This is a genomic window from Bacillus sp. FJAT-29937 (genome assembly GCF_001509555.1).
Classification (GTDB): domain Bacteria; phylum Bacillota; class Bacilli; order Bacillales; family Cytobacillaceae; genus Cytobacillus.
Window position 1 is genome coordinate 1 of record NZ_LMAS01000016.1, and the last position, 18,373, is coordinate 18,373.

Here is an 18,373-nt window from a genome sequence, read left to right on the forward strand (position 1 = left end):
GATTCGCTCGACTTGCATGTATTAGGCACGCCGCCAGCGTTCGTCCTGAGCCAGGATCAAACTCTCCAATAAAGTTGAGTTGATTAGCTCATAATGCCTTTTTGATAAAAAGACTAAAACGTTGACGTTTTTGTTCGTTCAGTTTTCAAAGAACTATCTAATCGCTCAGAAGCGACTTTTTAAATTTAACATCTTTCGCTTAAAGTGTCAACAACTTTTTTTAAGTTTGTTTCGACTCGTCAGCAGCGACGCTTATTAATATAACAACTAACAACATAGAAGTCAATAGATTTTATTTATTTTTTTCAACCCTTTTGTTCTTTCCACTGATTGTTTCGTGTATATCTCAGAATATCGCCTGGTGAAGCTACCCTCTTAAATAAAGAAAACAATATCTTATATCTCTCCTCCATTGCTCTTTTTACAATATGATCAATTCGCTCATCATTTAAGTCAAATAGAATTTCATCCATTTCTCTCTTAATTAAGTATTGCATCTCCTTCTGTTCTCTATCATTAATTAAAATTCCTAGCATGCTAATCATCCTCACTTCTAATTTGGTTTTTGTAGTATTTTCCAAATAAAAATATTTTATGAATTTCTTTTTGAACTCATTTATTGAAATTCTGTGCATAAGATTGAGACAAGGAGTATTGGACGAGGTGAGAGGGATGAATTTCTTTTATATTTGGAGTAAGAAGTCAATAAAAAAAATGGCTTTAATCGTGGTGTTCGCCTTTTTTGCTGCATGGTTCTTATATATTGGGAACGTTGTACACATGCCGGCTTTTTCAACGAAAGATGGACCTAAAGCTGTATATAAGGGGGAAAAGGATCTTGCCCTTACCTTTAATATAGGATGGGGAGACGAAAAGGCCGAACCTATTCTTGATATTCTTCAAAAGGAGAATGTTAAATCAGCAACCTTCTTCCTTTCCGGTTCATGGGCAGAGCGACATCCGGATTTAGTGGCAAGGATCGTAAAAGGAGGATATGAAATTGGCATTCTTGGCTATAATTATGAGGATTATTCAGATCTTGAGGATGCCAAAATTAGACAGGATTTAGCAAAAGCTCAGGTAGTGTTTAAAAAACTAAACATAAAAGATATTAAGCTTGTTCGCGCTCCTACTGGACATTTCGATCAAAGGACTTTAAAAATTGCCGATAGACTCGGATATTCAGTTGTTCATTGGAGCATTGATTCGAAGGACTGGACGAACCCGGGTATAGAGGAAATTGTCAACAATGTCTCACGGGCAAAAAAGGGGGATATTATTCTCCTTCATGCTTCAGACTCTGCCAAACAAACGGCTAAAGCTTTACCGCAAATCATTAATAATGTGAATAAAAAAGGGCTAAAGCTCGTGACCGTTTCTGAGATGCTTGCAAATGCCGATACCAAAACTAAAGCAATTAATTAAAAAGCCGCCCATTATTTGGACGGCTTTTTTGATGAGATTTGTTGTCTTTGTACTTGAGACTTTTCATTAAGCTTATGAAGAATAAGCAGCTGATAGGCGTTACATACTAATAATGGAAAAATCATTAGGTATACCCAGCTCTGCTCGTTAACCCTTAAGACTGGGACCCATTCAATCGTCGTCACGACAACCATGAAGAAAACAGCAGGAATAAACGCATCCTTATTCGTTAATTTCACCTTAATAGAAGCTACCAGAATAGCAACAGCCAATATAAATAAGGCAATACCGATATAAGGCATTATGCTTTCTCCCTCTATAGCAAAAGCACTATAGCGGAAATACACTAAATCAAATAGTACGAACAAAGTAAGAAAAACTTGAACAGCATTCCACAAAGACCGCGATTTAAAAATTCCTAATCCGAATCGATGGATCGTCAAATAGGCAAAGAAACCCATCTGGCTCAGAATACTAAAAATTAATCCAACTCCCATTAACCATAATAAAACTGATACAATTTCAAGAAAATCAAAAGGAACAAATATAGATTCAAATTCTTTCCATCTAACAATAAAACCAACAACCCCAGTAGTTAATCCCCCTACCAAAAGTGTGGATAGAAACAGCTTTACCCAATTTCGGCTAGTCAATTTATTTTTCCTCCATAGTAAAAATTAATCACCTATATGATTGTACCAAACCATGCTTTGAAAAATCTAGGGATAGTATTTTGTGACGAATAAAATTTGGCCTTTTTCTTCATTCTAGAAATAAGGATACCTTCTCCTGAAAGGAGCTTCAAAATATGATAAAGACATTCCGTTTGCTCCTGCCTATTCTGCTGATCATTCTCATGACGGGCTGTGCTCAAGGTGAAACTGGCGGCAATCAGATGGATTATGAGCAAACCAAAAAAATGGTTGTCGATATTCTAAAAACCGATGACGGTAAAAAAGCGATAAAAGAACTAATGGAAGATGATAAAATCAAAGAGCAGCTGATCATGGATCAGAAAATTGTTTCAGAGACAATTGAAAAAACCTTAACATCTGATAAGGGAGCGGATTTCTGGAAGAAATCATTTGAGGATCCTAAATTTGCTGAAAGTGTTGCTAAAAGCATGAAAAAAGAAAATGAAAAGCTTCTTAAAGATTTAATGAAGGATCCTGAGTATCGCGGCATGATGATAGAAGTCTTACAAGACCCCGCACTAGAAAAAGACGTAACAAAAGTATTAAAAAGCAAGGAATACCGTGAGCATTTGCAAACCGTTGTAAAGGAAACCTTTGAAAGCCCGCTCTTTAAAGCAAAAATCCAAGATATTCTTTTAAAAGCCGCTGATGAAGTAAAAAGCGGCGAGAAAAGCGGAGGCGGGAAAGAAGGCGGTGGCAAAGAACCTGCTGGCGGCGGCTCAGATGGCGGCGGGGACGGCGGTGGGTAATGCCCGCTGCCAAACATAAAAACCTCTTCCGAAGGGAAGAGGTTTTTTCCTGTTATTTTTCCAATGTTTGTACAATCTTTTGCGCAATATCACTATAGATTTGGCCTAGTTTATGGTCCGCGTCATAGACGGATGGAGCAAAATCTGCTTCGTTCCAATCTGGCTGCTCTAACGGCAATTGCCCTAGCACATTTGTTTGGAGTTCCTCAGCTAGCTTTTCGCCTCCGCCTTTTCCGAAGACATATTCCTTCTCGCCCGTAAGCTTACTTTCAAAATAGGACATATTTTCAACGACACCTAGAATTTCATGCTCTGTCCGGATTGCCATGGCGCCAGCACGGGCTGCAACGAAAGCAGCTGTTGGATGCGGCGTTGTAACAACGATTTCTTTACAAGACGGAAGCATCGTATGAACATCTAATGCTACATCCCCTGTTCCAGGAGGAAGATCTAGTAACAAGTAGTCAATATCTCCCCACTCGACTTCATTAAAGAAGCTGTTTAACATTTTTCCAAGCATTGGACCTCTCCAAATGATTGGTGAATTATCTTCAACAAAGAATCCCATCGAAATGACCTTTACCCCAAACCGGTCCACTGGAATAATCTTTTCCCCTCTTACGACAGGGCGAGTCGTAATGCCCATCATATCAGGCACGCTAAAGCCATAAATATCCGCATCAATCAGACCGACCTTCTTACCTAGTCTTGCCAAAGAAACGGCTAGGTTTACAGATACAGTCGATTTCCCTACCCCGCCTTTTCCGCTCGCAATCGCAATAAAGGTTGTTTGGCTGTCTGGGGAGAGCAATCCTTTATCTTCCCCTTTTGCTGCTTGGCGATATTGAGACAAAACTTCTTCCGGAAGTTCGCTGAATCGGATTCCAACCGTAGCCGCTCCCGCCTCTTTTAGAAGATTTACTACTTGAGTTTGGAGTTGAAGCTGCTCAGCTGTCCCTGTTTTGGCAATTAGCACCTTCACGCTTACATGATTTTTTTCTTCTTTAATCTTTACCTCTTCAATTGCGTTTAACTCTCCTAGAGTTTTATGTAAAAATGGCTCCTGCAGTCCACTTAAGACTTCTCTTATATTTTGTTCAGTTAACAAATTAAGCACCTGCCTTATTGTATTCGTTTCCATTAAAGTATACCATATCATTTATTCCCCACTGTTAATTGTATCACACCTTATTCGCTCATTAATAAAGAAAAAGATGCTTTTTAAGCAGCACCTTTCATTCCCATTCCGGCTCTATTAATTCTTTTTCATCAGAATAGTAACGCAAAATCCCCGTGTAAATGGAGGCGGCTACTTTATTCTGATATTCCTCTTTCCTTAAGTTCGCTCTCTCAGCATGGTTTGATAAGAAACCAATTTCTACGAGTGAGCCGGAAATTTTTGCGTTCTTTAATATATATACGTTCAGCTCTTTTGCTCTTCTTGTCGTATTCTCAAGGTTTCTCCGAAGCTCATCTTGAATAAACTTAGCCGCTCGAGCATTTTCATCTCGTTTCGCTGCATAAAAGGTTTGTGCCCCGCTCCACCGAGGAGAAGGAATAGAGTTTAGATGAATACTTACAAAAAACTCTGCTCCTGAATTGTTGATCATATCCAGCCTTTGTTTTAAATCCTCAACTTTCCTTCGGCTGTATCCCCTTGTCCCTTCAGGAGCTAAATCCCGATCGTCCTCTCTTGTCATCAGAACAAGCGCCCCCTGCTGCTGGAGAAGTTCCCGAACCTTTAGAGATACAGCGAGAGCAATGTCCTTTTCAAGTACCTCATCATCACCTGCACCCCCATCCGGCCCTCCATGACCCGGATCTAGCAAAATGATTTTTCCTGTCAGAGGCAAGTTCCATGACTCCCACGAGTCATTATCTGTGAAATCATATTGCAAAATGAAAAATAAAATGATTAGGCCCATGGCAAATGCCACTTTTTTTAGTCTATTCCCCATTAAATAGTCAGTCCTCCCGCTCGTCCTCATTTCAATATATGGGACGAGTTGGAGAAATAGAACTTGGAGATGACTTTAACAACTGAGCTTGTACCCTATTTTAAAAAAGGAAAACTGACCCATATAGGGTCAGTCTCTCCATTCTAACTACGCTTTTCTTGCATTCATCAATGTTGCTTCATATTCTGTCAAAGCCTCATCAAGAATTCGCAATCCTTTATCGATTTGTTCCTTCGTGACGGTTAGCGGAGGAATCATTCGGATGACTTCGCTATGATTTCCGCAAAGGTAGAATAGTACCCCTTTTTCTAACGCTAAATCAAGAATTTTTAATAATCCTTCTCCATTCGGTTCCCCGGTTTTTGGATGAATGATTTCAATGCCAATCATTAGCCCTACAGCCCGGACACTTCCGATGACACTGTGCCGATCCTTCATTTGTTCAAGCTTCTCGACCGCGTACCTGCCCATCCGCTTCGTGTTATCAAGAAGATTCTCCTCTTTTAATACTTCTAATGTTGCTAAGGCAACAGAGCAGGCAATTGGGTTGCCTCCAAATGTCGTACCATGGCTTCCAAGCGGCCACTGCTTCATTAATTCACCGGAAGCAACGGTCGCACTTAGAGGGAGACCTGAAGCGATGCCTTTTGCAATGGCCATAATATCTGGTGTAACCCCAAATGTCTGTGCGGCAAACCATTCACCTGTTCGCCCAAACCCCGTTTGGACTTCATCAAAAATAAGTAAGATTTGATGGCGGTCACAAATTTCACGTACCTTTTTCAGCCACCCTTTTGGAGGCACAATATAGCCTCCTTCCCCAAGAACAGGCTCCAGAATCACACATGCTACCTCTTCCGGAGTCACTTGATGGCTAAATAAGGCGGCAAAGTTTTTTTCCAATTGAGCAATGACATAGGCTTCAGGGTCAGAACCTGAAGGGCAGTCCTTCGTATTTGCATATGGGATTTGATACGTTAGTCCTGATGGCTGCATAAATTTTCGGTATTTACTTTTAGAAGTCGTTACACTTAACGCACCTAATGAACGGCCATGGAAACAGCCTGTAAATGAAATGACATAAGGGCGCTTCGTTACGTACTTAGCCAGTTTAATTGCTCCTTCAATCGCTTCCGCCCCACTGTTGGAAAAGAAAAAGCAATCCAGATCGCCTGGCAGAATATCCGCCAATTCATCAGCTAATCGCAAGATGGATTCATACATAATGACACCAGAAGGTCCATGCACTAATTTGTCAGCTGCATCTTTAATCGCTTGAACGATTTTCGGATGGCGATGTCCAACATTCGTTACAGCAATTCCTGATGTAAAGTCAAGATATTCCCTGCCATCCGCTCCGTAATAATAACAGCCTTCTTCTTTTATAACTGGAAGATTTGGGTGATCCTTAGCCATGCTTGGCGCAAGCCGGTTTGGCATATTATTTATGAGATGAGCCCATTTATTCTCCATATCATTGACCTCCACATTCTAATTCGATTCTTAAAAATAAAGCTGTCATTTAATCTTTAAACTTTCTTCTCGAATGAGCGTCAATAGTTCCTCTTTGTAAGCTCCAAACTCCGCCGTTCCCTTCACGCTAAACTCTCTCGGCCTATCAAGTAAAATTGGAACCCTTTTCTTTAAACGCCCGGGCCTTGCCGTCATAACATAAACAGAATCCGCTAAGAAGATTGATTCCTCCACATCGTGGGTAATAAATAAAATCGTCTTCTTAGACTCCTCCCATGCTTTCAGCAGCACTTCCTGCATGATATTTCTTGTTTGGGCATCTAGCGCGCCAAATGGCTCATCCATTAATAATATTTTCGGGTCGTTCGCCAATGCGCGGGCAATCGCAACACGCTGCTTCATTCCGCCTGACAGCTGAATCGGGTAATGCTTCTCAAACCCTTCCAAATCAATTAATTGCAAATAATGCCGTGCCACATCGTCCCGCTCTTTTTGCGAAACTCCCTTAAGCTTTAGCCCGAATGTAATATTCTCCTTCACATTCAGCCACGGATATAATGTGTATGATTGAAAGACCATTCCACGGTCAGGTCCTGGCCCTTTAATTTCCTGCCCATCAAGAAGAACAGTCCCTGACGTTGACTCCTCTAAGCCTGCTACAATGCGCAATACCGTTGATTTCCCGCACCCCGACGGTCCTAAGATAGTGACGAATTCCCCATCATCAATAGTAAAAGAGGTCTTTTCCAAGGCTGTTGTTTCTCCGCTTCTCGTTTTAAAGATTTTCCCCACATCTCTTATTTCCAGCTTGGGCGTTTTCGTATGAGGAACAATCTTCGAATCGAATGTTTCCGCTTCACTCATTTCCAACTTCGGTGTTCCCATATTAATAACCATCCTTTCTCATCCAAGAAAACGAAGCTCGGTAAATGGCTTTAAACAACAAGTCTGTAATCAGCCCTAATAAACCGATAATCAAGATTCCGACGATAATTTTGTCTGGCTTCAGAAAACGGGAGGCTTGCATGATCATATACCCTAAACCACTAGATGACCCGACAATCTCAGCAACAACTAAATACGTCCACGCCCATCCAAATGTAATGCGAAGGGTATCGACAATTCCCGGCAAGGAAGCCGGCAAGATGACTTTGCCAAAAATTTGTCCCTTTTTAGCCCCTAACGTATAGGAAACATCAATTAAATCGTTTTGAACGTTTTTTGTCACATCCATCACCATAAGCGTGAGCTGAAAAAACGTTCCTAAAAAAATAACTGACATTTTTTCTGTTTCACCAAGACCGATCCATAATATTAATAAAGGAATAAATGCAGAAGCCGGCATATAACGAATAAAACCAATGATTGGCTCAAAAGCTCCTTCAATAATTCGCAGCGATCCCATGAAAATTCCTAAAGGTATTCCTATGGCAGCCGCTAAAAGAAATCCCGCGAGAACTCTAGAAAAACTAATTCCGATATCAGAAAGGATTCCGCCATTGACAAATAAATCTATAGCTGTTGCTAATACTTTCGTAGGCGTAGGTAAAAATAATGGATTCACAATCCCCCCATAGCTCAACGCTGACCAGATCCCAAAAACAAGAGCAAATATTATAAATCCCGCTGAGGTATAAATCGTTTTTGGTATTTCTTTTTTAGGAGTAAACCAATTTCTCCCCATTTAAATCCCCCTGTCTATTAACCTATTTGGGCAAATAAAGAGGCACTAAGGATATGCCTCTTCATCCACTTTTATTGCCTATTATTTCGATACAAAGCTTCCGTTAAGGACGTCTTCTGCTTTCGGCTCTTTATCAATCAATTTTTGCTCTAAATAAAACTTGATAGCATTTTCTGTCGATTGATAGATAGCCCCTTTACTGCTTTCTGAGCCAAATAGTTTTTCATTATCTTCTTTTGTCATGAATTTCAGGCCTGTTTCTGTTGCTTCAAATTCAGCTACATCAATGTTTAAGCCTTTCGCCATCACTTCATTCGCATCTTTTTTATTCTCTTTCCAATAATCCATTGCTTCTCCCATTGCCTTCACAAAAGCCTTTACATCTTCAGGACGATTTTTAATAATATCCTCTTTAAAGCTAATCGTATCAACGATAATACCCGGCAGATCTTTAGTCGTTAATAAGACTTTTCCGTTCGCTTCTGCCCCTTTTGTTAACCAAGGCTCCCACGTTACAGCTGCATCCACTTTGCCCGCTGCAAACGCAGCACCAGCATCCCCTGCAGACATTTGTACGACTTCAATATCACTTTCCGTTAATCCCCCTTGCTTCAGCGCTGTTAAAGCAAGCATGTGGCTTGTGGAACCCACTTCAAATGCTACTTGTTTGCCTTTTAAGTCTTTCACATCTTGAATGTCGTTTTTTACAAGGATTCCATCTCCGCCATATGAATCATCCAATAACCATACGACTTGTACAGGAATGTCTGAAGCTGCTAATGTTACTTGCACATCTAATGCCGTTGCCATACCATCAATTTTTCCGCCTGCTAATGCTTGTTTCCGTTCTCCCAATCCTTCAATAATGGAAAGCTCAACATCAACACCGTTCTTTTCAAAAAAGCCCTTTTCTTTTGCCAAAAATAGCGGTCCATATCCTGTCCAAGTCGGAAGGGTTACTCTTAACGGCTGCGAGGACTTTTCACTGCCAGCCTTATTCGCTGCTTCTTCCTTTCCACAGGCAGCTAATGCGATTAGCAGCATAAATGAACATATTAACATCAACCATTTCTTCATCAAACTTCCCCCTCTTTTTAGAAAAAAAATGTTTTTCTACTAAATTACTCTGCAAGAATTGTGCCATCTTTATTTAATTCTGTGTTTTTTGATTTTTCTAACGATGGATGGCTGACTTACGCCTAACGCCTTAGCCATTTGCGTTGTCGTTTTATAACGCTGTCTTGCATTAATAAGTACTTGCTTTTCCACACTTTCCAGAATCTCAGTCAATGACCGATTTCTGTCATCAAAGGATGAGACATCTGGGACTGATTTTCTGTATTGATGGGGGAGGTTTTCCATCTCAATCAGGTGTTTAGATGAGGTCACCACAAGCCTTTCCATTAAATTGATCAACTCTCGTACATTTCCTCTCCATTCATGGGACAACAAGACATGAATAACGCCTTCATCCAAACTTCGCGGACGATTATACTTTTCCGAAAAAAACTTAAGAAAATAATCAATTAAAGGAATAATATCGGTCTGCCGCTTCCTTAAAGGTGGAATGATAATTGGAACAACATTTAACCGGAAGAAAAGGTCCTTTCTAAACGTTCCGGTTTCCACAGCTTCCTCTAAATTTCGATTCGTTGCTGCCAGCAATCGAAAATCTGCGGTTCGCATTTTTGTACCGCCAACACGGTAAAACTGCTTCTCTTGGATGAACTTGAGTATTTTTACTTGGTTGGCTAGTGACAGCTCACCTATCTCGTCTAAAAACAGCGTTCCACCATCTGCAAGCTCTGCCAGCCCTAGCTTTCCTTTCGTATTTGCACCAGTGAAAGCACCTGATTCATACCCAAAAAACTCTGCCTCAAAAAGCGACTCCGGAATTGCCCCGCAATTCACTTCAATAAAGGGCCCTTTGTTTCGATTACTCTTTTTATGAATAAAACTGGCAATGTGAGATTTCCCCACTCCTGATTCACCGAGAAGCAGCACATTTACATCAATTTCAGCCACCTGCAAGGCTAAGTGAAGAACCTTTTTCATTTCGTCACATGTAGCAATCATGCCGTCTGTGTAATGAAGGTTGCGAAGGATCTCAAGCTCCCCCTTCACTCTCTCCATTTCGTCTTCCATATCCGTTAAGTACTTCTTCATATTAAGCAGTTCTGTCACATCATGAGAATAACTAACAATCCGAACAAGCTTATTATTCGGGTCAAAAACGGGAATGCCTGTAACAAGCAGCTTCTTCCCTTCCATCGTTGTTTGGACAAACGTAATTTTCTTCTTTTCTTTAATAACCATTGGTGTTAAAAGCGGGGTAAATACCCCCTCTTTTTCTAGATCATATACCGATCGGCCGACCATTTCATTTGACTTCATATTGTATATGGCTTCCGTTGCTTCACTAACCTTTAAGATCATTCCATCAGTATCTGTTACTAAAATGTCATCTCGCAAGGAGTGAAGAATCGCTTCATTTTCATTCCAAACTTTTTTTTCCTCAGTCAAAACTAGTTCCCCCTCTACTGCTCAAGAATTATTTAAAAATGAATAATTTTCAAATAAATATGCTTTATTATCTAGTTATACCAAAAGATGAAATGTTTTTATACAATTTTGAATAATTTATTTATTTTTGAATAGGATTTCTTCGGAATCTGCCATTTAAACAATAAAAGACCCTCAGCCAATTAGGTTGAGAGTCATTGAAATGACAATATTAACAAAGGGAACGGACGCCTATTTTTATAAAGGGTTAGGCAGAAATCTTTAATGAAGCCTTAATCTATGTCTTTTTTCTCCTTTATCAAAACCTTCCATCCACCAGTATAATACGTATTGCTCGCATAAATAGTAGAGGGATTCACTCATTACCCCTTCTTCCCCGTGCCCCCAATACAGCAGGAAATGGTATAAAGTATCAACCAAATGCTTTTCTTCTTGCCTGCAGCGGTATCTTACATCCTCTGCGCTTTCACCGTAATATCCAAACCGGCTAAAATGCGCTCCTAATAAATACGCTTCAATGGCCACATCATAGCAGGCTTCTTCTATTCCATTATTCATCAGCAAGCCGTTCATAAATCGTGAGGAACCAAAATGCTGCTGCACCTTTTCCTTTAGAGCTTTTATCGAAATTTCACGCAACACGGATTTTTCATATTTAATTTGTTTTTCCCTTTTCTTTTCTACAAAGGTTGTAATTACATTCATACAGTCTCACCTCTTAGAAATAGTCTTTAACTCCGCAAGGAGAGACATACAAAAAGGCCAACTGCCAATTTTTAATAAAAACCTCAGAATTTTCTTGAGCCTTGTTACTCCTATTTAAATTCTCGCGAATGGGAAGCCTAATACCATCAAAAGAAGATGGAGGGTTTGCTTTGATTAGAAAGTTTTTTTTGCGAATGATCATTTTGTTGCTAGGGATTTTTATCATTCCGTATAATGCCAGTGCTGATTATGGAGTCACAACTTCCGCCAAAATAAATGAGGAAAATCAACTTTATAGGGAAATTAAAATGTATAGTGATCAACATAATATAAAGCCAATTGATGCAAGAGTCGACCGGATTTGGAAAGCGATACCTGGATACAACGGCCTGAGCGTAGATATTGAAGCCAGTTATAAAAAGATGAAAGCAAGCGGTGTATTTAATAAAAACGATATTGTTTTTAAGGAAATATCGCCAAATGTCCATTTAGATAGTTTGGGGCCGCATCCGATTTATAGAGGTAATCCTGAGAAGCCGATGGTAGCTTTTTTAATTAATGTGGCCTGGGGAAATGAATACATTCCGGGAATGCTGGATGTTTTAAATAAACATCAAATAAAGACCACGTTTTTTTTCGATGGAAGTTGGGTTAAAAAGAATCCTGGTCTAGCCAAGTCGATTAAGGATGCCGGTCATGAGATTGGCAACCACGCCTATAGCCATCCGAATCTACAGCAGCGGTCTGAGGCAGAAACGGTGATGGAGCTGAAAAAGACGAATGATGTCATTAGAGAAACCCTCGGCATCACACCAGTTTGGTTTGCTCCGCCAAGCGGAAGCTTTAATCAAGTCACGATTCAAGTTGCTAAACGACTTAATATGAAAACCATTCTCTGGACAGTCGATACGGTCGATTGGAAAAAACCGCCTGCTTCCGAAATGGTGAGAAGAGTTGTGTCAAAGGTAGAGAATGGAACAATGATTCTTATGCATCCTACAAAGCCGACTGCCGAAGGATTGGAGACCATGATAACTGAGATTAAAGCGAAAGGGTACAAACTCGGTACCGTGAGCGAGCTGATGAGCGAAAAGCGTGTTGATTAGTAAGTAAGCCGGAAAAGCCCTAGGGACCTCTAGTTTAGCTATAGGGTGCCTGGGGCTTTGATATTCATATCTGTCAAAAACGGCCAAACGAGCGTCATGAACTCTTCATGGTACATGTTTTTTGCTGTACCCTTGCGAAACGAGCATCATGAACTTTTCATAGTGCGCGTTTTCTTCTGTTCCCTTGCAAAACGGGACTCATGAACTCTTCATAGTGTGCGTTTTCTGCTGTACCCTTGCGAAACGATCTTCATGAACCCTTTATAGTACGTGTTTTTTGCTGTACCCTTGTAAAACGAGACTCATAAACTCTTCATGGTACGTGTTTTTTGCTGTACCCTTGCGAAACTAGCCTCATGAACCATTCATAGTACGTGTTTTTTGCTATACCCTTGCGAAACGAGACTCATGAACTCTTCAGGGTGCGTGTTTTTTGCTATACTCTTGTAAAACGAGCATCATGAACTCTTCATGGTGCGTATTTTTTGCTATACCCTTGCAAAATCAACGTCATAAACACCTAACATTGTGTGTTTTCTGCTGTTCCCTTGCGAAATGAGCGTTAAAAACACCGATATCATTAATTACGAACATACGTTGCTGTACAATGAAAAATCTAATATAATATAAATAATATAGGTAAGAGCGAAGAAAAAGTGAATCGCGAATGCTAAATCACGCAAGAATCCTACCCGTTTCCCATTATGACTGTAGGGCTTGCGACTTTAATCGTGGAAGCCTCAAATTAGCCAGTGAAGAAACGGAGGGAAATGAAAATGAGATCAGAAAATAAACCAACACTTTATTGGTCCTTGCTAAAATATAAGCATTGGAACTTTTATATCGCTTCGACTTCTAAGGGGCTTGTGTTTGTCGGCTCACAGGATAAACCATTCGAGGAATTATCTGAATGGGCTAATAAACGTTTTCCCGGAAGTACGCTTGTTGAAGATGGGGGTAAGCTCGAACCTTATACGGTTGAAATCACGGAGTATCTTGACGGAAAACGGCAAACCTTTACAGTCCCGTTTGATTACAATGGGACCCCCTTCCAGATGGCAGTCTGGAATGCACTTTGCGAGATTCCGTATGGACAGACAAAGTCCTACTCTGACATAGCAAACGATATAAATAAACCAGCAGCAGTTCGTGCTGTCGGAACAGCCATCGGAGCCAACCCCGTTTTAATCACCGTTCCATGTCATCGTGTAGTAGGCAAAAACGGAGCGTTAACGGGCTATCGTGGTGGGTTAGAAATGAAGACAAAGCTTTTGGACCTTGAAAGACAGGGTTCATCCAGCAATAAATAAAAATACTGTAAACGGGCTTTCCCCAGATAATGTAGAGACAAACCCCATTTTTCGGAATAGGGGTTTGTTTTTTCACGACCAATTTAAGTCAACTACACAAAAAAACTCCCAACCAATCGGTTGAGAGTTTTGGAAACGTAAGATTAACGTTTTGAGAACTGAGGTGCACGACGAGCGCCTTTAAGACCGTATTTTTTACGTTCTTTCATACGAGCGTCACGAGTTAATAGTCCAGCAGCTTTAAGTGTTGGACGGTATTCTGGATCAGCTTGAAGTAACGCACGAGCGATACCGTGGCGGATTGCGCCAGCTTGACCAGTGTAACCTCCACCATTTACATTTACATGAACGTCATAGCTGCCTTGAGTTTCAGTAGCTGCTAACGGTTGGTTTACAACTGCACGTAAAGCAGCAAATGGGATATAATCTGTAATTTCACGACCATTGATAATAATTTTACCGTCGCCTGGAACTAAACGAACTCGTGCAACGGAGCTCTTACGACGACCAGTGCCAATATATTGAACCTGTGCCAAGTTAATAACCTCCCCTATAAATTATCCACGAAGTTCGTAAACTTCAGGTTGTTGTGCTTGGTGCTTATGTTCAGCGCCAGCATATACGTGTAATTTCTTGAACATTTGACGGCCAAGAGTGTTCTTTGGAAGCATGCCTTTAATAGCAAGCTCTAACATTCTCTCAGGAAATTTCGTACGCATTTCATTAGCATTTCTTTGTTTTAAACCACCTGGGTGGTTTGTGTGGCGGTAGTAAATTTTGTCATTTAATTTATTACCTGTTAATTCGATCTTTGCTGCATTAAGAATAATTACATGATCACCAGTATCAACATGTGGTGTAAAAGTTGGTTTATGTTTACCACGTAGGATTGACGCAACTTCACTAGCAAGACGACCTAGAGTTTTGCCTTCTGCATCAATCACGTACCATTTACGCTCGATATTGTTTGCATTCGCCATAAACGTTGTACGCATTATTTTCCCTCCTAAAAATTCAATCTTCATCATTTCATTGGTTTCATTTATCTTAGACACAATAAGTTCCGGGGCTTATCGTGGTTTTAATAACAATACCTTTGCTATGATACACTTTTATACAGCTAATGTCAATAAAATGTTACGCCAGGTTTAGTTGTTTTGAAATTTTTTTTATCAAAAATCTGCATCACAACGGTACCAAGTGGATCATATGGTTTTCAGAAAATATTTTAGCTCTTAATAAAATACCTTCCACAAATATAACCCTTGAGCTGGTGCTGTTTTTCCCGCGAAGGATCGATCCTTCTTTTCCAATATATCTGCCATGGAATTCGGACTTCTCTCTCCAGCCCCAACCTCTAAAAGAGTGCCAACCAATATCCTGACCATATTATACAAAAAGCCATTGCCAACAAATCGAAACGCAAGAGAGCCTTTTCCCTCAATTAGATCAATTCCCTTTAATTCCCTGACCTTATCCTCTACCTCCGTCTTGGCGGAGCAAAAGCTTGTAAAATCATAAGTCCCTATTAAATAAGCTGCCGCTTCCTTCATGGCTGAAATATTCAATGGATAAGGATACTGAAAGGCATAATTTCGGCTAAAAGGATCTCTCTTAGAGGAAAGGCTCATGACATACCGATATTCCTTCCCCTTTGCATCAAATCGAGCATGAAATCCGCTATCAGCTTCTTCCGTGCTCATAACGACAACGTCATCTGGCAAAAGCGAATTAAGCGCAATATCCCACTTATCAAGCGGAATACTTAAATCGGAGTCAAAATGAATCACCTGGCCCTTTGCATGAACGCCCGCATCCGTTCTCCCAGAGGCGCTAACTTTAATGTCTGCCCCTTTATGAAGCTTTTTAAAGGCTTTTTCCAGTTCTCCTTGTACAGTCCGCTTATTCGGCTGGACCTGATAGCCAGAGAATAAAGTTCCATCATAAGCAACTAAACACTTAAACCTTTTCATCATCTAAGGGCCCCATTATGTTCTTAATAAGAATAAAACAATGGTTAAAATTCCAAGAAGAACAATCATCGCTGAATCTGTAAAGCTCCAGCTAAGCTGCCTGTATTTCGTTCTTCCCTCACCACCGCGGTATCCCCTTGCTTCCATGGCTGTGGCAAGCTCCTCAGCCCGTTTAAAGGAACTGACAAATAGTGGGATGAGAAGAGGAATAATCGACTTCACCCTGTCTTTTATCGGTCCGCTTGTAAAGTCTACCCCTCTTGCTGTCTGCGCCTTCATAATTTTATCTGTTTCCTGCATCAAGGTTGGAATAAATCTTAAAGAGATGGACATCATGAGAGCAAGCTCGTGAACGGGAAACTTAATTTTGTTTAATGGATGCAGCAGACTTTCAAGACCATCTGTAATTTCAATCGGTGTCGTTGTTAACGTCAGGATGGATGTCATTAAGATCAACAGAAAGAATCGCATAGAAATAAATAGCCCCTGCCTTAATCCCTCTTCATAAATAGTGAACCAGCCTGCTTGAAACAGGACATTTCCTTCCTTTGTCAAAAACAAATGCAAAAGCAATGTAAAAAGCACGAGCCAAAGAACAGGTTTCAGGCCTGAAAGAATGAATTGCAAAGGAACTTTAGACATCGATACCATTAAAAAAGTATAAATTAATAATGCCCCATAAGTTAAACTGTTGTTTGCAATAAAAACGATACATACAAATAGAAAAATCACAATAAGCTTAGATCTGGGATCCATTCGATGAATAACAGACTGAGCTGGTACGTAGCGGCCAAAAATCATTTTCTCCATCATTTTTGGTCACCCCTCTTTATGACAGCAGCAATTTCCTCTGTTAGCTTTTCAACAGATAAGCATGTTTGTGGAAATTTCATTTGGAATGTCTTTTCAATTTTTTGCTGGAAACGGACAACCTCTGGCACATCTAATCCAAGCTCAATTAAACCTTCAGGCTTTGAAAAAATCTCTTCAGGCGTTCCTTTTTTGTACACTTCTCCCTTATGCATAATCACAATTTGATCTGCATATCTGGAAGCATCCTCCATACTATGAGTGACTAGAATGGTTGATAAGTTTCTTTCCTGATGGAGTGCGTGAAACATATCCATGATTTCCTTCCGCCCTCTTGGATCAAGGCCTGCAGTAGGCTCGTCCAGGACAATCACATCCGGCTCCATCGCTAGTACTCCAGCAATCGCAACTCTGCGCATTTGCCCACCAGATAAGTCAAATGGGGATTTCTCCAGAATTTCGTCTGCAAGCCCTACTTGCTTGATGGCAATTCTAGCCCGTTTCTTCGCTTCCTCCTCAGAAACGCCGAAATTCATTGGCCCAAAGCAAATATCTTTCTCAACGGTTTCTTCAAACAATTGATGCTCGGGAAACTGAAAAACTATGCCAACCTTTTGCCGGATTACCCTTAGGTTTTTTTGCTTCTTTTCTGAGGTAATTTCTTTGTCGCCAATCAAGACTTTTCCAGCTGTTGGTCTTAGCAGGGCATTTAAGTGCTGAAGAACAGTAGACTTACCGGAGCCTGTATGCCCAATTATCGCCAGAAACGTTCCCGATGGAATATCAATGGAGACATCTTTTATAGCTAAATGTTCAAAAGGCGTATTAGCCTGATAGCGATATTCTACTCTTTGCAGTGAGATGTCCATAGCTCAGTCACCAACTCTTCTTCAGATAAAAAATGCCTTGATAAGGAAATTCCTTGTTCCTTTAATAGCTTACTTATTTTGACTGGAAAAGGAATATCTAAACCAAGCTTCACCAGCTCCTCATCCATTTGGAATATTTCAGCCGGTGTTCCCTCTCTATACAGCTTACCTTTGTTCATCACAATAATTCGATCAGCTTTTGCTGCCTCTTCTAAATCATGAGTGATGGAAATAACGGTCATATTATGGGTTTCTTTTAACTCCCTGACCGTTTCTAGAACCTCTTCCCTGCCCCGTGGATCCAGCATGGATGTTGCTTCATCTAAAATGATAATGGAAGGCCTAAGAGCAATGACACCTGCAATGGCCACCCTTTGCTTCTGACCACCTGATAGATGGTGCGGCTCTTGATCAAGAAATTGCGCCATTTTCACCTTTTCCAAGGAGTGTTGAACTCTTTCAATCATTTCTTCTCTAGCAATTCCGTTATTTTCTAAACCAAAAGCCACATCATCCTGAACAGTCGTCCCAACAAACTGATTATCTGGGTTTTGGAATACCATTCCAATCACTTTCCGAGTATCCCAAACCGTCTCTTCAGTTAATGGGATCCCATTCACTGTAATGGAACCTTCCTGTGCGTACTGCAAGCCATTTAATAGCTTCGCTAACGTTGATTTACCAGAACCATTATGGCCTACAATGGCAAGCCATTCCCCTTCATAAATCTCAAAGGATACATCATGAAGCGCATACGGAGCCTGAATATCATATTGAAATGAGATATTATTTAGCTGAACTAGCGGTTTCTTGCTCATAGTTGTTCCTCCCCTCATCTCACTCTTCTCTCTCTATTCTAAACTGAACTGCCAGACAATCAATACTGAAATAGAATTTTAGCTATTAAAAAACCCGCCACAATTGGCGAGCCTCAATAGTATGACAGCGGATATATAATGCTGATAACAATTTTTTAGAAATTACACTTTCCTCACGATAGAAAACTATAATCTCCAATTTCAAATCTGTTATCTGAGCTGTATAAAATGCCAAGTCTGCCTCCCTATTAAAAGCCCATACAACAGTTGTCATT

Annotated in this window: 20 protein-coding genes and 1 rRNA gene; 4 read left to right on the top strand and 17 right to left on the bottom strand. The window is 40.4% G+C overall.

The window, feature by feature from the left end; genetic code table 11:
- Together AR328_RS20765 and AR328_RS20770 are read right to left on the bottom strand one after the other, a co-directional pair.
- Positions 1-72 (bottom strand): 16S ribosomal RNA (locus AR328_RS20765); the annotation flags it as partial.
- A 233-nt stretch (positions 73-305) separates the two neighbouring features.
- Positions 306-536: a hypothetical protein gene (locus tag AR328_RS20770; protein WP_066301405.1), complete on the bottom strand. Its 231-nt coding sequence runs from the start codon at positions 534-536 to the stop codon at positions 306-308.
- Between the two features lie 136 nt (positions 537-672).
- Between AR328_RS20770 and pdaB the strand changes: the two genes are divergently transcribed.
- Positions 673-1,425: a polysaccharide deacetylase family sporulation protein PdaB gene (pdaB, locus tag AR328_RS20775; protein WP_066301646.1), complete on the top strand. Its 753-nt coding sequence runs from the start codon at positions 673-675 to the stop codon at positions 1,423-1,425.
- An 11-nt stretch (positions 1,426-1,436) separates the two neighbouring features.
- On the opposite strand, the gene AR328_RS20780 is transcribed toward pdaB, so the two are convergent.
- Positions 1,437-2,078, bottom strand: coding sequence for a KinB-signaling pathway activation protein (locus AR328_RS20780; RefSeq protein WP_066301408.1), 642 nt, complete (start codon positions 2,076-2,078; stop codon positions 1,437-1,439).
- Positions 2,079-2,233: 155 nt separating this feature from the next.
- Between AR328_RS20780 and gerD the strand changes: the two genes are divergently transcribed.
- Positions 2,234-2,869, top strand: a complete 636-nt coding sequence (gene gerD, locus AR328_RS20785) for a spore germination lipoprotein GerD (protein ID WP_066301411.1) — start codon at positions 2,234-2,236, stop codon at positions 2,867-2,869.
- Between the two features lie 52 nt (positions 2,870-2,921).
- On the opposite strand, the gene AR328_RS20790 is transcribed toward gerD, so the two are convergent.
- The 8 genes from AR328_RS20790 to AR328_RS20825 all read right to left on the bottom strand — a co-directional run bounded on the left by AR328_RS20790 (position 2,922) and on the right by AR328_RS20825 (position 11,212).
- Positions 2,922-3,977, bottom strand: a complete 1,056-nt coding sequence (locus tag AR328_RS20790) for an Mrp/NBP35 family ATP-binding protein (protein ID WP_066301648.1) — start codon at positions 3,975-3,977, stop codon at positions 2,922-2,924.
- Between the two features lie 127 nt (positions 3,978-4,104).
- Positions 4,105-4,827, bottom strand: a complete 723-nt coding sequence (cwlD, locus tag AR328_RS20795) for an N-acetylmuramoyl-L-alanine amidase CwlD (protein WP_066301415.1) — start codon at positions 4,825-4,827, stop codon at positions 4,105-4,107.
- A 147-nt stretch (positions 4,828-4,974) separates the two neighbouring features.
- On the bottom strand, positions 4,975-6,300 hold the full coding sequence (locus AR328_RS20800) for an aspartate aminotransferase family protein (RefSeq protein ID WP_066301417.1): 1,326 nt from the start codon (positions 6,298-6,300) through the stop codon (positions 4,975-4,977).
- A 45-nt stretch (positions 6,301-6,345) separates the two neighbouring features.
- Complete coding sequence (locus AR328_RS20805; protein ID WP_066301655.1) at positions 6,346-7,164, bottom strand: ABC transporter ATP-binding protein; 819 nt, start codon at positions 7,162-7,164, stop codon at positions 6,346-6,348.
- A gap of 22 nt (positions 7,165-7,186) precedes the next feature.
- Positions 7,187-7,984, bottom strand: a complete 798-nt coding sequence (locus tag AR328_RS20810; RefSeq protein WP_066301419.1) for an ABC transporter permease — start codon at positions 7,982-7,984, stop codon at positions 7,187-7,189.
- Between the two features lie 81 nt (positions 7,985-8,065).
- On the bottom strand, positions 8,066-9,061 hold the full coding sequence (locus AR328_RS20815) for an ABC transporter substrate-binding protein (protein ID WP_066301421.1): 996 nt from the start codon (positions 9,059-9,061) through the stop codon (positions 8,066-8,068).
- A 69-nt stretch (positions 9,062-9,130) separates the two neighbouring features.
- A complete protein-coding gene (locus AR328_RS20820) occupies positions 9,131-10,507 on the bottom strand; it encodes a sigma-54 interaction domain-containing protein (RefSeq protein ID WP_066301424.1) in 1,377 nt (458 codons plus the stop codon).
- A gap of 261 nt (positions 10,508-10,768) precedes the next feature.
- The gene (locus tag AR328_RS20825; RefSeq protein WP_066301429.1) at positions 10,769-11,212 is read right to left on the bottom strand and encodes a YbaK family protein; all 444 of its coding nucleotides are present in this window, start codon (positions 11,210-11,212) and stop codon (positions 10,769-10,771) included.
- Positions 11,213-11,406: 194 nt separating this feature from the next.
- Here AR328_RS20825 and AR328_RS20830 point away from each other — a divergent pair, with 194 nt between their 5' ends.
- Together AR328_RS20830 and adaB are read left to right on the top strand one after the other, a co-directional pair.
- The gene (locus AR328_RS20830; RefSeq protein ID WP_066301657.1) at positions 11,407-12,318 is read left to right on the top strand and encodes a polysaccharide deacetylase family protein; all 912 of its coding nucleotides are present in this window, start codon (positions 11,407-11,409) and stop codon (positions 12,316-12,318) included.
- A gap of 776 nt (positions 12,319-13,094) precedes the next feature.
- On the top strand, positions 13,095-13,628 hold the full coding sequence (gene adaB, locus AR328_RS20835) for a methylated-DNA--[protein]-cysteine S-methyltransferase (protein ID WP_066301438.1): 534 nt from the start codon (positions 13,095-13,097) through the stop codon (positions 13,626-13,628).
- Between the two features lie 143 nt (positions 13,629-13,771).
- Here adaB and rpsI read toward each other — a convergent pair whose 3' ends face one another.
- From rpsI to AR328_RS20865, 6 genes are all read right to left on the bottom strand, one after another.
- Positions 13,772-14,164: a 30S ribosomal protein S9 gene (gene rpsI / locus AR328_RS20840; protein ID WP_066301440.1), complete on the bottom strand. Its 393-nt coding sequence runs from the start codon at positions 14,162-14,164 to the stop codon at positions 13,772-13,774.
- A gap of 21 nt (positions 14,165-14,185) precedes the next feature.
- A complete protein-coding gene (rplM, locus tag AR328_RS20845) occupies positions 14,186-14,623 on the bottom strand; it encodes a 50S ribosomal protein L13 (protein ID WP_066301446.1) in 438 nt (145 codons plus the stop codon).
- A gap of 240 nt (positions 14,624-14,863) precedes the next feature.
- On the bottom strand, positions 14,864-15,601 hold the full coding sequence (gene truA / locus AR328_RS20850; RefSeq protein WP_066301659.1) for a tRNA pseudouridine(38-40) synthase TruA: 738 nt from the start codon (positions 15,599-15,601) through the stop codon (positions 14,864-14,866).
- A 15-nt stretch (positions 15,602-15,616) separates the two neighbouring features.
- The gene (locus AR328_RS20855) at positions 15,617-16,414 is read right to left on the bottom strand and encodes an energy-coupling factor transporter transmembrane component T family protein (protein ID WP_066301448.1); all 798 of its coding nucleotides are present in this window, start codon (positions 16,412-16,414) and stop codon (positions 15,617-15,619) included.
- Positions 16,411-17,280, bottom strand: a complete 870-nt coding sequence (locus AR328_RS20860; RefSeq protein ID WP_066301455.1) for an energy-coupling factor ABC transporter ATP-binding protein — start codon at positions 17,278-17,280, stop codon at positions 16,411-16,413. Before AR328_RS20860 ends, AR328_RS20855 begins: the two co-directional genes overlap by 4 nt.
- Complete coding sequence (locus AR328_RS20865; RefSeq protein WP_066301457.1) at positions 17,256-18,098, bottom strand: energy-coupling factor ABC transporter ATP-binding protein; 843 nt, start codon at positions 18,096-18,098, stop codon at positions 17,256-17,258. The genes AR328_RS20860 and AR328_RS20865 overlap by 25 nt, the downstream gene beginning before the upstream one ends.
- Between the last annotated feature and the right edge of the window lie 275 nt (positions 18,099-18,373).

Bases quoted from the DNA above. Each gene is read 5' to 3' on its own strand.
- AR328_RS20770 (WP_066301405.1), bottom strand. From the start codon at position 536: ATGCTAGGAATTTTAATTAATGATAGAGAACAGAAGGAGATGCAATAC.
- pdaB (WP_066301646.1), top strand. From the start codon at position 673: ATGAATTTCTTTTATATTTGGAGTAAGAAGTCAATAAAAAAAATGGCT.
- gerD (WP_066301411.1), top strand. From the start codon at position 2,234: ATGATAAAGACATTCCGTTTGCTCCTGCCTATTCTGCTGATCATTCTC.
- cwlD (WP_066301415.1), bottom strand. From the start codon at position 4,827: ATGGGGAATAGACTAAAAAAAGTGGCATTTGCCATGGGCCTAATCATT.
- AR328_RS20800 (WP_066301417.1), bottom strand. From the start codon at position 6,300: ATGGAGAATAAATGGGCTCATCTCATAAATAATATGCCAAACCGGCTT.
- AR328_RS20805 (WP_066301655.1), bottom strand. From the start codon at position 7,164: ATGAGTGAAGCGGAAACATTCGATTCGAAGATTGTTCCTCATACGAAA.
- AR328_RS20810 (WP_066301419.1), bottom strand. From the start codon at position 7,984: ATGGGGAGAAATTGGTTTACTCCTAAAAAAGAAATACCAAAAACGATT.
- AR328_RS20815 (WP_066301421.1), bottom strand. From the start codon at position 9,061: ATGAAGAAATGGTTGATGTTAATATGTTCATTTATGCTGCTAATCGCA.
- AR328_RS20825 (WP_066301429.1), bottom strand. From the start codon at position 11,212: ATGAATGTAATTACAACCTTTGTAGAAAAGAAAAGGGAAAAACAAATT.
- AR328_RS20830 (WP_066301657.1), top strand. From the start codon at position 11,407: ATGATCATTTTGTTGCTAGGGATTTTTATCATTCCGTATAATGCCAGT.
- adaB (WP_066301438.1), top strand. From the start codon at position 13,095: ATGAGATCAGAAAATAAACCAACACTTTATTGGTCCTTGCTAAAATAT.
- rplM (WP_066301446.1), bottom strand. From the start codon at position 14,623: ATGCGTACAACGTTTATGGCGAATGCAAACAATATCGAGCGTAAATGG.
- truA (WP_066301659.1), bottom strand. From the start codon at position 15,601: ATGAAAAGGTTTAAGTGTTTAGTTGCTTATGATGGAACTTTATTCTCT.
- AR328_RS20855 (WP_066301448.1), bottom strand. From the start codon at position 16,414: ATGATGGAGAAAATGATTTTTGGCCGCTACGTACCAGCTCAGTCTGTT.
- AR328_RS20860 (WP_066301455.1), bottom strand. From the start codon at position 17,280: ATGGACATCTCACTGCAAAGAGTAGAATATCGCTATCAGGCTAATACG.
- AR328_RS20865 (WP_066301457.1), bottom strand. From the start codon at position 18,098: ATGAGCAAGAAACCGCTAGTTCAGCTAAATAATATCTCATTTCAATAT.